Here is a 15,559-nt window from a genome sequence, read left to right on the forward strand (position 1 = left end):
TGACCGCCCGAGCGGGAAGGAGGGGTAAATATTTTGCTAACCTGTGTCGGCGACCCTTTGAGGCCGATGCGTTTTTCATCTACCTCAATTTCAGCCAGCGTCCATACAGGAATTTCTTTACGATTGGCTTTCATAGTACCGCGTACCGTTGGAAAGCGCGGCTCATTTGCTGATTTCACGACCGTAGCTAATAGCGGGAATTTCCCTTCGATCACTTCATAGCCTTCTTCATGTTCGCGTTCGACGCGGAGCGTATCGCCCTGCACTTCGAATTTAGAACAGCAGGTAATCTGGGAAATGCCTAAATGCTCAGCAATTTCCGGTCCAACTTGAGCCGTATCGCCATCAATGGCCTGTTTGCCACAGAGAATCAGATCATAGGTAGCGATCTTTTTGATGGCTGAGGCAATGGTGTAGCTTGTCGCCAGCGTATCGGCGCCGCCGAAGGCGCGATCGCTAATCAGGATCGCTTCATCAGCTCCCATAGCCAAACATTCTTTCAGGGCGTCTTTCGCCTGAGGCGGTCCCATGGAGACGACGGTCACTTTGCCGCCTTCTTTTTCTTTGAGCTGCAGCGCCGCTTCCAAAGCATTTTTATCAAAAGGATTGACAATGCTCGGTACTCCCTGGCGAACGAGCGTGTTCGTTACGGGATCAATCTTTACTTCCGTCGTGTCAGGCACTTGCTTGACACAAACTACGATTTCCATACTTTCGGCCTCCTGTTGTATAATTGCAAAAAACTTGCCTTTATATCTTTTCCACGACAGCGGCAATTCCCTGCCCGCCGCCAATACAAAGCGTTGCTAATCCGATTTTCGCCTCACGCTGTTGCAGCGAGTGAATCAGCGATACCAGAATTCGAGCGCCACTCGCGCCAATAGGATGACCTAATGCAATGGCGCCGCCATTTACATTGACTTTAGCCGCATCGAAACCAAGTTCATTACCCACAGCTAAAAACTGTGCTGCAAACGCTTCGTTGGCTTCGATCAAATCAATATCTTTTACGGAAATTCCCGCTTTCTTCAAGGCCTTTTGCGTCGCTGGAACAGGTCCGATTCCCATAATGGCCGGATCGACGCCAGCTGAGCCGTAGCCAGTAAGTTTCACTAATGGTGTCAAACCCAGTTCACGGCATTTTTCGCCACTCATCACTACAAGTGCGGCCGCTCCATCATTAATACCCGATGCATTTGCCGCAGTTACCGTACCATCTTTCTTGAAGGCCGGTTTTAATTTTGCTACAGATTCGGCTGTTGTACCGGCTTTAGGATATTCATCAGTATCAAAAATAGTATCACCGCGCCGCGAATGAATCACTACAGGCACGATCTCTGTTTTGAACGCCCCTGTTTCAATCGCCTTAATAGCTTTTTGCTGTGACTCAGCCGCTAATTCATCTTGCATTTCACGGGTAATACCAAATTTTTCTGCCACATTCTCTGCAGTGATTCCCATATGATAGTCGTTGAAGGCACACCAAAGTCCATCTTGAATCATACTATCAATGACTTTCTGATGCCCCATACGATAGCCCCAGCGAGCTTCTCTTCCTAATAGATACGGCGCATTCGACATGCTTTCCATACCGCCTGCCACAATAACATCAGCATCACCAGCTAAAATTGCCTGTGCTGCCAAAGTAACGGTTTTCAAACCGCTGCCGCAAACTTTATTCACTGTATAGGCTGGCGTTTCTTGCGGGATGCCTGCTTTAACTGACGCCTGGCGCGCTGGATTTTGACCAAGACCTGCCTGTAAAACATTCCCCATAATGACTTCATCAACTAGATCCGCTGTAATTTTCGCCCGCTCCAGCGCCGCTTTAATGACAATCTCACCTAGTTCCACAGCAGATAAAGAGGCTAATGACCCGTTAAAATTTCCAATAGGCGTACGAACTGCACTTACAATAACAACTTCTTTCAATTGACTCACCATCCTAATTTTTTGTTTTATTTGAGAATTTTTTCACATTATCCCGTTGGGAAGAGCTATAAATTTGTTTCTTTAAAGATACTTTGTTATTTTTTTCACTTATTTGTCTAAGAAAAAATAGCTGTCCACGGTCATACCCCCGTTTTTTAAACCAAGTGGTCATACCAGCAATCCAGCTTACAGCCCCATTATACTCAAAATCTATGATGCTGTCTATAATTTTCCGAAAATTTTTCGTGAAAAATATCACTAAAATAACCTGTTGCAATTCTTTACACTTTTCAGATCATAAATCAGATCAATGAAATGATAATGTATATATATTTTACGAAACTCCAACTCGTGACTATAATCAAAGCATAACAAATCACTCAAATTTAAGGAGGCCGATGATTATGTCAATCATTGCATTTCTCAATTCCCTGCATATGCCTGAGCTCACGGTGAGCCAAGACATCATAGACAATAAAATTAACGCTTATCAAGCGAAACTGAAAGCTATGGGTTTTGAAACAACAACGGAAGCTGAAGCAACTTTCACGAATCTCGTCTTAACAAAAACCCTACGGGCCAAGAAAAATCATCTTCTTGTCTGCCTGCGTCTTGATCAAACAGGCTACGAAGACTTGTCCATTTCCTTAGAAAGAGCCGCCTTTACCTATCGCCTGCCTAACTTCTACAAGAATGCCGACGCTTTCTTTGCGGCACTCGAGGATCTTGACCATCTTGAAGCAACAGCAGCTTAATTGCTGCCATGAATGTAGCGAGCCTCCGCCTGATACCAGGTCGGAGGCTCTTGTCATGTTAGTGCGGGAAAAGAAAGATCCCGGTGATGGCAATCACATTCCCAATGATAAAGAGCAGCATGGAAAAACCAATGAGATCACGGATACTAATATTGGCAATTGCCAAAAGCGGTAACGCCCAGAAGGGACAAACGACATTCCAGATGCTCTCGCCCCAGGCCACGCCCATAGCCACTTTCCAAGGCTCAACGCCAAGCTGCGCTGCAGCCGGTAGCATAAAGGGGGCTTGCACTACCCAGTGCCCGCCTGCTGACGGAACAAAAATACTAATAATGAGCGAGGAAAAATAGCAATACATTTGAAAGGTCTCCGGCGTAGCTAACTTAAGCAGCCAATCAGAGATAACAAAGACAAGTCCGCTGCCTTTCATGATTCCCATAATTCCAGCATAGAAAGGGAACTGTAGGATAATGCCGCCCGCTGTAGCCGCCCCTTTGCTCATGGCCTGAGAATATTCTAACAGCGAGCCGTGCGCCAATACCCCCAGCGTGATAAAGAGGAAAATCAAGATATTCACATTTAGGTTAAAACCATTTTTCACAAAATATCCGCCCAGAAAGACAACACCCATGAGCCCCAGGGAATATTTAAGCAGTGAACTTTCATCAAGCCGATCAGCAAGCTGTTTTTCTTTCGGTGTTGCCAAAACAGCGGCTGGTTCATCCTCTAAAAGACTCGGATCGGCCAAAACGCGTTCTTCTTCTTTGGGCATCATTAATACACAAATTAGCGGAATCACAATGGCCAAAGCAATCGTGATAAATAAAGCCTGTGGATGAAAAATCGTCTGAGTCAAAGGTACAAGGCCGATTTCCTTTTCTAAAAAGTGACCTTTTGTATTAATTAGTAGCGGCACCGAGGCGGAGAGTCCGCCATGAGTGATAATAATCCCCGAAAAGGCCGCTGTCACCATCAGGCGAAAATCGACCTTAGGATGCTGTTTTGCCGCCGCCCGCGCCAACAGTCCGCCAGCAATGAGTCCAAGGCCCCAGTTAAACCAGTACAGCACCATCGAAGAAATGCCAATAAATAAGATCGTCTGTTTCGGCGTTTTGGGTATTTTTACAATCGATTCTAAGAATCGTCTGACCACATTAGCGGCGGCCAAAGCATAGCCTGTTACGAGTACCATAGTCATCTGCATAGCAAAAGCTAAGATATCGAAAAAACCCTGGCCCCAGTAATTAATAATATCAATTGGCGTCTTATGAGTAATAAAAATCGCCATAGCACAAACAACGAGCGTAATTCCCCAAGCGATAGTGAACGGATCAGGCAAATATTTCTGCATCAAATTGACGAAAAACATTAAGATTCGATTAATCATCGCCACACTCTCATTTCATCCGTATTTTGTCGTTTGCCTCGTTTCGCAAACATCGATTATTTATCTACATAATATTTAGCGGCTTTTAGCTGATGAATCAACTTTTTCAAGAAAACTTCCCGTTTTTCCGCTAAAGTTTCTGGCGGATATTTAAAAAACCCTTCACCAGATTTCGCGCCAAGCTTGCCTTCTGCTACCTTTTCTTTTAGCAGCGGATTCGCCGCGGTGGAAGCATCCATCACTTTGAGTAGATTATCGCCAACAGTACACCAAATATCAAGGCCGCCAAAATCAGCAACTTCGAGCTGTCCTGTTGTAGCATAACGGAAAGCGGGACCGAATTTCAACGCTTTATCGACATCTTCCGGTGCGGCGATCCCCTGTTCAATAATGGAGAAAACTTCTCTCGCCACACCTTGCTGAATTCGGTTCGCCACAAGACCAGGCACATCTTTTAGTACCTTGACAGTCTGCTTTTCAATTGCCGCAAATAAGGCTTCGACTTCTTGGTAAATCGACTCAGGCATATTGCCGAAAAAAGACATTTCTACAATCGGCATAATATGGCCAGGATTATACCAGTGATTTACGAGCATTCTTTCCCGCCGCGCTGGCGATACTTTTTCCATCATATCAGCGAGCTTTAGACTTGACGTATTGCTTGCTAAAATTGTATGACTGGGGCAAAGCTGATCAAGCAATGCAAAGAGATCTTGTTTTAACGCGATAATTTCCGGCACTGCTTCAATAACATAATCACGGTCTTTCACCGCTTCCTTTAAGTCTGTCTGCAAAGAAATCAGACTTAAGGCTTTTTCAGCGACACTTGCGTCAATATATTCTTCCGCTACAAGCAGTTGCAATTCCGCAGCAATTTCTTCTTTAGCGGCCTTGAGTCGTACTGCATCTGTATCATATAAGTTAACAGGAAAACCGTGCATAGCAAAGGCTTCGGCAATCCCATGCCCCATCGTGCCTGAACCAAGAACAGCAATTTTTTCAATCATGAAGACATCTCCCTTTAGCGATTTTTCAGTTGTAAAATTTCTCTTGCTTCATCAGGCGTTGCTACGGCTTTATTGGCCTCTTTAATTAAGCGAGCTGCTCTTGCTACAAACTGCGCATTCGATTCAGCCAGTTGGTTTTTCGCATAATAAACATTATCTTCCATTCCCACACGGATGTGACCGCCCAAAGCAAGCGTAGCATATAAAATGGGCAAATGGCCTTTTCCGATTCCCAAGGCGGACCAGGTAGCATCAGCCGGAAGCAAGCTCTTCAAATAGACGAGATTTTCTACTGTAGCCGCCGTACCGCCATCGGCTCCCAAAACAAATTGATAATGCGCTGGCGAAGCCAGTACGCCTTTCTTCATATAGTAGAAGGAGTTATAAAGCATGCCTGCATCGAAAATTTCAATTTCCGGTTTTACTTGATTTTCTAGCATAACTTTGCCGAGTTTTTCCAGAAAAGCTGGCGGATTTAAAAATAAGCCGCTATGCATCCAGTTCATTGATCCCGCATCATAAGATGCCATAGGCGGTTTAAGTTCTATAATATGCTCCATCCGCGTTTCTTCTGTTGCGAAAAGATCGCCGGAAGTTGTCAAATTCAAGACAATATCGCATTTCTCCCGAATCCGCTCTACTGTTTCTCTAAATTTTTCCTTATTCATCGTACCGCGGCCTTCGTCATCACGCATATGCAAGTGAGCAATCGCGGCGCCAGCCTGCCAACAAGCGTAAACATCATCAGCAATTTCTTTTGGCGTCAAAGGAATATTAGGGTTATGCTGTTTCGTCGGAAAAGCGCCTGTCGTCGCCACAGTAATAATAACTTTTTCCATATCAATCACCTCATACTCAAATTTACCCATATTTATTGCAAGTTAAATGCCAAAAGAAATCCCTGATAAATCAAGGCTTTTCCCGCTCTTTTCCCTCTATGTCGATGAAAAAAATCATCATCTCAATTTGTATTTTCAGAAAAAACTATATTTTCTAATCATTTAGCCGCTGATGAAAAAAGCCATCACTGCGATGCAATTCGTCATCACACAAAAAGGCTGTGTCCACAAATGAACACAGCCGCTGTTACGCTAAGGTAATGCCTAGTTTTTTCGCTTTTTTTACAATGGTTGATTGGTCAATTCCTAAAATTTTTGCCGCTTTCCGCGTACTGCCGTATTTTTGGAGCGCCCGCTCAATTGTGCGCTTTTCTACGGCGGCAACTACTTCTTTTAAGCCTATTTCCCCAACTTCCCCGGCCAGAAATTCATCATCAAGGTGAAGCAACCGACCAATCTGCTCTGCCGGGACTGTCGATCCGTGGCTGGAAATAATAATGAGTCGCTCTAAAATATTTTGCAGCTCTCTGATATTTCCCGGCCAAATGTATTCCTTTAGTAACGCAAATCCCGCCTGATCAATCCCAATTTCTTTATTATATTTTACTTTATAGGTATCTAGAAAATGTTGTACTAATAGAGAAATATCACTCTGCCGCAACCGTAGCGGCGGCACTTCAATGGGGAACACATTTAGGCGATAGTAGAGGTCTTCTCGAAATTTCCCTTGCTTTACCAAATCCCTCAGATCGCAATTTGTCGCCGCAATGAGCCGCATATCAAGTAGGACAGGCTTCGTGGCGCCAATCCGCGTCACTTCGCGATGCTGAATGACTCGCAGCAGCTTCGATTGCAGTCCTAGGGGCATATCGCCAATTTCATCAAGCAGCAGCGTCCCCTGATTGGCTAGCTCAAACATGCCCAGTTTTCCCGTTGTTGCCGCACCCGTAAAGGCGCCTTTTTCATAGCCAAACAGCTCTGCTTCCAGTAAATTCGGCGGTATTGCCGCACAGTTGACTTTGATAAAAGGTCCGTCACAGCGTTTGCTGTTCCGATAAATTTCATTGGCGACGACTTCTTTGCCTACGCCAGTCTCACCCGTTATGAGAACAGTAACTTCTAGTCCAGCCACTTGCTCAATGGCCTGGGCAACATCCTGCATAGCCCGACTTTGGCCAATTAGGTTCTTATTGAGCGCCCGACTCCGTAAGTGCTCAATTTCCTGCTTGCCTTTCTCCTTATCTTCTTCAACAGCCTTGATTTTTTGCTTTGACGACTCCAAGTCCGCCTTCATGGCCCATAAGTCAGTAATTTCCCGATCTACCACAACGACCTTGGCAACATCGCCTGCTTCATTAAATATGGGACTGCCGGTAATCAACATTTTCCTGCCGTTTCGCAAGCTTTCTCCCATCGAGTTGACGCGTTTCTTCTGCCGAATTACTTCAGGCGTCACAGCATTGCTGTACAGACCGTCGCGCAAAATTTCTTCCACGGATCGGCCAAGGATCTCATCCGGATGAATTCCTGTAATCCGCGTATAAGCCTTATTAATATAAAGTGTTTTGCCCGTCCCATCGGCAACATAAACGCCGTCATACAAGTGATCGCCAATTTCACGAAAATCGAGCGACAAAGCCAGTTTTAGCTCTTCTGCTATTGCCGTAAGCTCCTGTAGCGCCGCTGCCTTCCAGTCATCATCAAGCTGCTGCACCTCAGCAGCTTGAAGTCTTGCCTGTAAGCGCTCCACCGAATCGTTCTTGCCTTCTCCCACGCTTTACACCGCCTTGCCTTATCACATGCGTTATGACCATAAGTCTTCTAGATCCCGCTTTACCCATCACAAGGGCTTTCTGATTTGATAAATTGTGCGATAAACCCAAAAAGCATTACATAGAAGCAGCGCTGCTGTTATATAAAATACATAGTGAATCCCAAAGTTGGCCGCAATTTGCCCGCCGCCAATCGAGCCTAATACCACACCGGAATGCTGCGCCGATTGGTTATAACCAAAAATACGCCCAGCCACTTTATCTGGCGTCGTCTGCCGGATAAGCGTATTAATGGATGGCAGCAATCCAGCTACGGCAAGACCGACTAAAAAGCGCAAAACACCAAGTTCCATCGGGCTTTCCACAAAAGCCTGCGGAATAAAGAGCAGTCCCGCTGCAAAGAGCGCCGCCAATAAAACTCGCTGCGGCCCCAACCGATCAGACAACTTACCAAGTACCGGCGCCGCCAATACGCTAGCCAAGCCGGAAGCGGCGAAAACAGCCCCGGCCACAATCGCAATATGCTCGGAGCTTTCCGAAATATGTTTAATATACACTGTCAAAATCGGCTGCACGGACATTAAGGCAAATTGAATCATTAAGGTTGTTACGAATAAACAGATCGTCGTTTTCGGCTGCGTCAAGGAAGACCAGATTTCGCCGCTCTTTAAGACTTGTTTCGTAACGGTTTTCTTCTCCTCCGCCACAAAGATGACGCAAGCGAGAAAAGCAACAAAACAAAAGCCGCCAATGACAAAGAACGTTTCTCGAAACCCAATAACTTCCGTTAAATAGCCGCCAAATACAGGTCCCAGCAGCGTACCGCCGACCTGGCCGCTAAAGAGCATGCCTAAAGCCCAGCCTGACCGTTCCTTCGGCGTCTGCGTCGCAATCAGCGTAATAACGGCAGGTTGAAACCCCGATAAAGCCCCTTGCAGCAACCGTAGCCCCATAAGCTGATAGACCGATTGCGCAAATCCCATAGCTGCCATAATAATGGACAACCATAAACTAGCGCGTAAAATCATCGTTTTGCGGCCATAGCGATCAGAAAACTTCCCCCATATCGGCGAAAAGATCGCCAGTGACACGAAATTACAGCCAAAAACAATACCGGACCAGCGGGAAATCTCCGCGGGGTCATGGATGCCCATATGCTCAATATATAAAGGAAGCATCGGCGCCATTTGACTCATACCTACCGATACGACAAAAACAGCAAACCAGCAAACTAATAAATTTCTCCGCCACGTCTCCATAAAACACCTTCATTTTGAGTTTTACTCTACTCCATACTTTTTACTTTATTTTCTATTCTTCCATCATACCACAGAATAAAGACAGCGGCGAATTGTTCATACTTTTCCTAAAATTATGGATAAAAATACATAATACTTGCTTACATATTCACTATTTCTTACAGTAAAAAGAGGATTTTATCCGTTTATGTGGAACATTAACAGCCGGGGTTGTTACAAATATCTTTTTATATAATTAAATAGAAGTGAAGTTGTTATATTTTGTTCTTTTAAAAAGCAATAACGAACTTCTGTTTACAATCCTAAATTCTTATGTTTTTTCATGGTTTTATTATTTTGTATGATGAAAGGCAGGCCAAGCAGATGGGAAACACAGGTTTACCGCCCAAACAGGGACTTTATAATCCAGCGTATGAACATGACGCCTGCGGTATTGGCGTCGTGGCAAACATTAAAGGTAAAAAATCAAATGAAATTCTTCATCAGGCTCTGACGGTTCTACTCAACATGGAACACCGTGGCGGAGCTGGTGCTGATACAAATTCCGGCGATGGCGCTGGCGTCTTATTGCAAATCCCTCATAAACTATTCAAACATGAATGTACTTTTCTCAATATTGACTTGCCGCCTGCTGGTAAGTACGGCGTCGGCATGGTCTTTTTACCGCAGGAAAAGAAACTACAGAAACAATGCGAAGAAAAGCTAGGGAAAATCATTGCTGAGCAAGGTCAAAAACTCCTTGGTTGGCGTACGGTCCCCTGCGATACCTCCATGATTGGCGAAACAGCTAAAGCGGCGCAACCAACAATTCGTCAGGTTTTTATTGCGCCTGATGATCTTACGCTCCGCCGCCTTGCCCAAGATGAAAAAGCTTTTGAACGCAAACTCTACGTCATCCGCAAGCGAGCCGAAAATGAAATACGCTACGGCCTTGCCGGCTGCGAGCTTTTCTACTTCTCCAGCTTATCGGCTGCGACAATCGTCTATAAAGGCATGCTCACACCGAAGCAGCTTGATGAATTTTTCATTGACTTGCAACATCCCATGGTCGAAACAGCTGTTGCCATGGTCCACTCCCGCTTCAGCACCAATACTTTCCCGAGCTGGGAAAGAGCCCATCCCTACCGCTACATTATGCATAACGGCGAAATCAATACGCGCCGCGGCAATTTGAACTGGATGCACGCCAGACAAGCATTATGCGAATCGCCCTTATTTGGCAGTGACATGAAAAAACTGCTGCCAGTCATTGATGCGTCAGGCAGCGATTCCGGCATGTTCGACAACTGTCTTGAATTTTTGACTATGGCTGGCCGCTCACTCCCCCATGCTGCCATGATGATGGTACCAGAACCTTGGTCGAATCACGAAAGCATGAGCGATGAGAAAAAAGCCTTTTTCGAATATCATAGCTGCATGATGGAACCTTGGGATGGCCCTGCCGCCGTAGCCTTTACGGACGGTAAAATCATCGGTGCGATCTTAGACCGTAATGGTCTGCGCCCAGCCCGCTATTATGTAACAAAAGATGATACGATCGTTCTAGCCTCGGAAGTAGGCGTCGTAAATATCGCGCCAGAAAACATCGCCGTCAAAGAACGGCTCCGTCCTGGCAAGATGCTCCTTGTCGATATGGAAGCAGGCCGCATCGTTTCTGACGAAGAAATTAAAAACCGCGTCGTCAACGCCTTCCCTTACCAACAATGGCTTGACGAAAATATCCTGTCTTTGAGCGAATTGCCAGCAGCGCCAACACCGCCGACGCTGGAATTGCCGCTCACGAAAGCGCAACAAGCCTTCGGCTATACTTTCGAAGAGCTGACTAAGCTCTTCCGCCCGATGGCCAAAGACGGCGCTGACCCCATCGGCGCCATGGGTATGGACAGCCCCTTAGCCGTATTATCGGATAAACCGCAGCTCTTCTACAATTATTTCAAACAGCTCTTTGCGCAAGTAACCAACCCGCCGATTGATGGTCTCCGTGAAGCCATCGTTACTTCCACAGGCACAGCAATTGGGCCAGAACGAAACCTCATTGATCCTCAGCCGGAAAGCTGCCGTCAAATCCGCGTTGATACGCCTATTTTGACCAATGATGAACTGGCAAAACTGCGCCACATTAAGGAGAAAGGCTTTGAAGCTGTAACTCTCCCGATGGTCTATCCACTAGCCGAAGGCGGCGAAGGTCTGGCCAAAGCCTTAGAAAACCTTTGCGCCTTGTCCGATAAGTATATTGCCCAAGGAAAAAACCTGCTCATTTTATCGGACCGCTCCGTTGATGAAAAATTAGCGCCGATCCCAGCACTTTTGGCAACAGCCTGCCTGCAGCGTCACATGGTTCTTCAGGAAACACGCCTTAAGGCAAGTCTCTTAGTGGAAACAGGCGAACCGCGGGAAGTTCACCACTTTGCCTTGCTGCTTGGCTATGGCGCTGCTGGAATTAATCCGTATCTCGCTTTTGATACAATTAAAAATCTGGTAGAAAACCATTTTATTACTGACATTACCGTGGAAAAAGCCATTTACAACTACACCAAAGGCATCACGAAAGGCATTGTTAAAGTCTTATCGAAAATGGGGATTTCCACCATCGCCAGTTACCAGGGTGCGCAAATTTTTGAAGCCATCGGCGTAAGTCAAGAGATTATTGATAAATACTTTACTGATACGCCGGCCTGTATGGAAGGTATTGGCTTAGCTGAAATTGCGACTGAAACAAAGCTGCGCCATAGTCGCGCCTTTACGACGCAAGCTGGCCGCGACGAAACACTTGACAGTGGCTCCACGTATCAATGGCGTTCCGGCGGCGAAGAACATCTTTACAATCCTGAAACAATTACGACACTGCAACAGGCCTGCCAAAAAGGCGACTATGAGTTGTTTAAACAATATACTTCCTTGATTGATCAGCACCACTCCAGTTTGACGCTGCGTGGTTTGCTACAGTTTAAAAAAGCCAAGAAAGCCCTCTCACTCGACGAAGTCGAATCAGTGGAATCAATTTGTCATCGCTTTAAAACAGGCGCCATGAGCTATGGCTCCTTAAGTCAGGAAGCCCACGAATGCCTCGCGATTGCCATGAACCGTATTGGCGGTAAAAGCAATACCGGCGAAGGTGGCGAAAATCCCGAACGGTTTATCCCGCTCGCCAATGGCGATAGCCGCTCCAGTGCGATCAAGCAGATTGCCTCTGGTCGTTTCGGCGTAACAAGCCATTATCTTGCCCATGCTGATGAAATTCAGATCAAAATGGCTCAAGGCGCTAAACCAGGCGAAGGCGGTCAGCTGCCAGGCAAAAAAGTCTATCCTTGGGTCGCTGAAGTTCGCGGCACAACGGCAGGCGTTGGTCTTATTTCTCCGCCGCCCCATCACGATATCTATTCCATTGAAGATCTGGCGGAACTGATTCACGACTTGAAAAATGCCAATCCGAAGGCGCGCATCAACGTAAAACTTGTCGCTGAAGCTGGCGTTGGCACAATTGCTGCCGGGGTAGCCAAAGCAAGAGCCGATGTCATTTTAATCAGCGGCTATGACGGCGGTACCGGCGCATCACCGCGAACCAGCATTCGTCATACTGGGCTTCCCTGGGAAGTAGGTCTCGCCGAAACGCATCAGACACTGCTGTTAAATAATCTGCGCGATCGCGTCACTGTAGAAACAGATGGCAAACTCATGACAGGCCGCGATGTAGCCATTGCCGCTCTATTAGGCGCCGAAGAATTTGGCTTCGCCACGGCTCCGCTTGTCGTAATGGGCTGTGTCATGATGCGGGTCTGCAACCTTGACACTTGCCCGGTCGGTGTCGCCACACAAAATCCTAAACTGCGGCAAAACTTTGCTGGCAAACCAGAGCATGTAGTGAACTTCATGCACTTTATTGCCAGTCAGCTTAGAGAAATTATGGCTGAGCTCGGCATTAAAACAGTCAATGAGCTAATTGGCCGAACCGATCTCTTAGAGCAAAAAAGCGACATTACCCATTGGAAGGCAAAATCAGTCGATATCTCAGCACTCTTGTATCAGCCGCAAACAGCCGCTACGATGACAGCCTATTGCTCCAAGAAACAGGATCACAACTTGGAAAAAGCTATGGATAATCGATTGCTGCGCTCGCTTTGCGCCCCAGCAATCGACCATAAGGAAAAAGTATCAGTAAGTCTTCCCATAAAAAATACAGACCGCGTAGTCGGCACGATCCTTGGTCACGAAATCACCTCACGCTACGGCGCGGAAGGGCTGCCGGAAGATACTTTATATCTCAAATTTACCGGTTCGGCCGGACAAAGCTTCGGCGCCTTTATTCCCCGGGGAATGACACTGGCTTTAGAAGGCGACTCGAACGACCATGTCGGCAAAGGTCTTTCTGGCGGTAAAATCATTGTATATCCGCCGAAAGAAACGTCTTACGCCGCCGAACACAATATCATTATTGGCAATGTGGCCTTTTATGGCGCGACCTCCGGCGAAGCCTACGTTCGCGGCGTAGCTGGCGAACGGTTCTGTGTCAGAAACAGCGGCGCCAATGTCGTTGTCGAAGGCGTCGGCGAACACGGCTGCGAGTACATGACAGGCGGCCGCGTAATTATCCTTGGAAAAACGGGGCGCAACTTTGCCGCAGGCATGTCAGGCGGTATCGCCTATGTATATGATCCGGAAAACCAATTTGCCATTTCAGCCAACCTGGAAATGGTCACATTAGAAAAACTAGAACAAAATGACGAAGTGACCTTTGTAAAAACGATGCTCGAAAATCACTATGCCTACACCAAGAGCGAAGTGGCCCAGCGACTGCTCACCAACTGGTATCAATCGCAACGCTATTTTATCCGCGTAATTCCGAAGGACTACAAACGGGCTCTTGCTGGAGTGCAGCAGCATCTTGCGAAGGGTCTATCGAAAGAAGCTGCTATTATGCGGGCTTTTGAAGAAAATAGCCGGGAAGCCTCCCGCGTAGGCGGCAACTAAGAAACTCTCGCCAGAAAGGATGAAATCACTATGGGAAAACCAACAGGTTTTATGGATTATCAAGCGGCTTTACCGGCAGACCGCCAACCGCAGGAACGAATTAAAGACTGGCAGGAGTTTCACTTGACCCTGCCAGAAGAAGAATTGCAAACACAGGCTAGCCGCTGTATGGAATGCGGCACGCCCTTTTGCCATACAGGCCTAATGATCAGCGGCATGGTATCAGGTTGTCCGCTCCATAACTTAATGCCAGAATGGAATGACCTTGTGTATCACGGCTTGTGGCAAGAAGCTTACAGCCGCCTTGCGAAAACAAATAACTTCCCAGAGCTTACTGGCCGGGTTTGCCCAGCCCCTTGCGAAGGCGCCTGTACCGCTGGTCTCGCCGCTACGCCTGTAACAATAAAGAACCTAGAATGCGCCATTATTGACCGAGCCTTTGGCAGTCAATGGATTCAACCGCAGCCACCAGCTACGCGCACCGGCAAAAAAGCCGCCGTTATTGGTTCAGGCCCAGCAGGACTGGCCTGCGCCGCCCAACTCAATAAAGCAGGTCACCTTGTTACTGTCTTTGAACGAGCTGACCGCCCCGGCGGCCTCCTGATGTACGGCATTCCTAACATGAAACTCAATAAAGACCTGGTACTACGCCGGGTTGAACTCATGAAAGAAGAAGGCATTGAGTTCGTCTTAAATACGGAAGTCGGTAAGGACATTCCCGCCGACCAGCTTTTAAAAGACTTTGACGCCGTCGTACTTTGCGCTGGCTCTACGACTCCTCGGGATTTAAAGGTTGAAGGCCGCGACTTACAAGGCATTCATTTTGCTGTTGATTTTCTTACAGCCAATACGAAGAGTCTGCTTGATTCCAAGCTACAAGATGGCGCCTATATCTCAGCGACAGGCGCTGATGTCGTAATTATCGGCGGCGGCGATACCGGCACAGATTGTGTAGGAACTTCAGTCCGTCATGGCTGCCGCACCGTAACCCAGCTAGAAATCATGCCACAGCTCCCACTGACTCGGACGAACGACAATCCTTGGCCGCAGTTTCCCCGCGTTCACAAAATTGATTACGGCCAGGAAGAAGCGGCAGCCCGCTTTGGCGCTGACCCTCGCCGCTACTGCACAACAACAAAGAAATTCGTCGGCGACCGCGAAGGTCGCATCAAAGAAGTGCACACAGTGAAAGTCGAATGGAAGAAAAACGCGAACGGCCAATTTGTCTGCGAAGAAATTCCCGGAACAGAAAAAGTCCTGCCAGCCCAACTTGTCCTGCTAGCAATGGGCTTTACCGGACCAGAACAAACACTACTGCAGGGTTTGAAATTGGAACAAGACGGTCGTTCCAACGTCAAAGCGGAGTTCGGCCGCTTTACCACCAATATTCCTGGTGTCTTTGCCGCTGGTGATATGCGCCGCGGCCAGAGTCTTGTCGTCTGGGCAATCCAGGAAGGACGAAGCGCTGCCAGAGAGTGCGATAAATTCCTCATGGGCGCAACACAGCTGCCTTAAAAGTCAGAAACCTTGCGTTGACAGTCCTTCGCAAGATACGTATACTGTTCCTATAGGCAACGGACAAACAATGCAATGCGAAAGCGAAGAAAGCCATTCTCTGGCTTTCTTTCTTTTCTCTCACC

At 47.1% G+C, this 15,559-nt stretch carries 10 protein-coding genes; 3 read left to right on the forward strand and 7 right to left on the reverse strand.

From position 1 onward, the window contains the following. Positions 1-710 (reverse strand): electron transfer flavoprotein subunit beta/FixA family protein (locus AC0NJP_RS14395; protein ID WP_474700261.1); only part of this gene is annotated, 710 nt, incomplete at its 3' end. 40 nt (positions 711-750) lie between these two features. Further along, a complete protein-coding gene (locus tag AC0NJP_RS14400; protein ID WP_474700262.1) occupies positions 751-1,932 on the reverse strand; it encodes an acetyl-CoA C-acetyltransferase in 1,182 nt (393 codons plus the stop codon). 404 nt (positions 1,933-2,336) lie between these two features. Here AC0NJP_RS14400 and AC0NJP_RS14405 point away from each other — a divergent pair, with 404 nt between their 5' ends. Continuing rightward, positions 2,337-2,687 carry a hypothetical protein gene (locus AC0NJP_RS14405; protein WP_474040986.1) on the forward strand — a complete coding sequence of 117 codons (351 nt, stop codon included), beginning with the start codon at positions 2,337-2,339 and terminating at the stop codon, positions 2,685-2,687. A gap of 58 nt (positions 2,688-2,745) precedes the next feature. On the opposite strand, the gene AC0NJP_RS14410 is transcribed toward AC0NJP_RS14405, so the two are convergent. From AC0NJP_RS14410 to AC0NJP_RS14430, 5 genes are all read right to left on the reverse strand, one after another. Continuing rightward, a complete protein-coding gene (locus AC0NJP_RS14410; RefSeq protein WP_474700263.1) occupies positions 2,746-4,074 on the reverse strand; it encodes a short-chain fatty acid transporter in 1,329 nt (442 codons plus the stop codon). Positions 4,075-4,130: 56 nt separating this feature from the next. Beyond that, positions 4,131-5,081, reverse strand: a complete 951-nt coding sequence (locus AC0NJP_RS14415; protein ID WP_474700264.1) for a 3-hydroxyacyl-CoA dehydrogenase family protein — start codon at positions 5,079-5,081, stop codon at positions 4,131-4,133. Between the two features lie 14 nt (positions 5,082-5,095). Beyond that, positions 5,096-5,920, reverse strand: a complete 825-nt coding sequence (locus AC0NJP_RS14420; RefSeq protein ID WP_474040983.1) for a beta-keto acid cleavage family enzyme — start codon at positions 5,918-5,920, stop codon at positions 5,096-5,098. A 247-nt stretch (positions 5,921-6,167) separates the two neighbouring features. After that, positions 6,168-7,694 (reverse strand): sigma-54 interaction domain-containing protein, encoded by a 1,527-nt coding sequence (locus AC0NJP_RS14425; protein WP_474700265.1) that lies wholly within the window; start codon positions 7,692-7,694, stop codon positions 6,168-6,170. A 66-nt stretch (positions 7,695-7,760) separates the two neighbouring features. After that, positions 7,761-8,951 (reverse strand): multidrug efflux MFS transporter, encoded by a 1,191-nt coding sequence (locus tag AC0NJP_RS14430; protein ID WP_474700266.1) that lies wholly within the window; start codon positions 8,949-8,951, stop codon positions 7,761-7,763. Between the two features lie 363 nt (positions 8,952-9,314). Here AC0NJP_RS14430 and gltB point away from each other — a divergent pair, with 363 nt between their 5' ends. Both gltB and AC0NJP_RS14440 read left to right on the forward strand, forming a co-directional pair. Continuing rightward, entirely contained in the window at positions 9,315-13,919 is a 4,605-nt protein-coding gene (gene gltB / locus AC0NJP_RS14435; protein WP_474700267.1) for a glutamate synthase large subunit, read from the forward strand. A 30-nt stretch (positions 13,920-13,949) separates the two neighbouring features. Further along, entirely contained in the window at positions 13,950-15,434 is a 1,485-nt protein-coding gene (locus AC0NJP_RS14440; protein ID WP_474700268.1) for a glutamate synthase subunit beta, read from the forward strand. Positions 15,435-15,559: the final 125 nt, after the last annotated feature.

Source organism: Pelorhabdus sp. sgz311002, from assembly GCF_056134285.1.

Coding starts and splice junctions, on each gene's coding strand:
- AC0NJP_RS14440 (WP_474700268.1), top strand. CDS start 13,950: ATGGGAAAACCAACAGGTTTTATGGATTATCAAGCGGCTTTACCGGCA.
- AC0NJP_RS14405 (WP_474040986.1), top strand. CDS start 2,337: ATGTCAATCATTGCATTTCTCAATTCCCTGCATATGCCTGAGCTCACG.
- gltB (WP_474700267.1), top strand. CDS start 9,315: ATGGGAAACACAGGTTTACCGCCCAAACAGGGACTTTATAATCCAGCG.
- AC0NJP_RS14415 (WP_474700264.1), bottom strand. CDS start 5,081: ATGATTGAAAAAATTGCTGTTCTTGGTTCAGGCACGATGGGGCATGGG.
- AC0NJP_RS14420 (WP_474040983.1), bottom strand. CDS start 5,920: ATGGAAAAAGTTATTATTACTGTGGCGACGACAGGCGCTTTTCCGACG.
- AC0NJP_RS14410 (WP_474700263.1), bottom strand. CDS start 4,074: ATGATTAATCGAATCTTAATGTTTTTCGTCAATTTGATGCAGAAATAT.
- AC0NJP_RS14430 (WP_474700266.1), bottom strand. CDS start 8,951: ATGGAGACGTGGCGGAGAAATTTATTAGTTTGCTGGTTTGCTGTTTTT.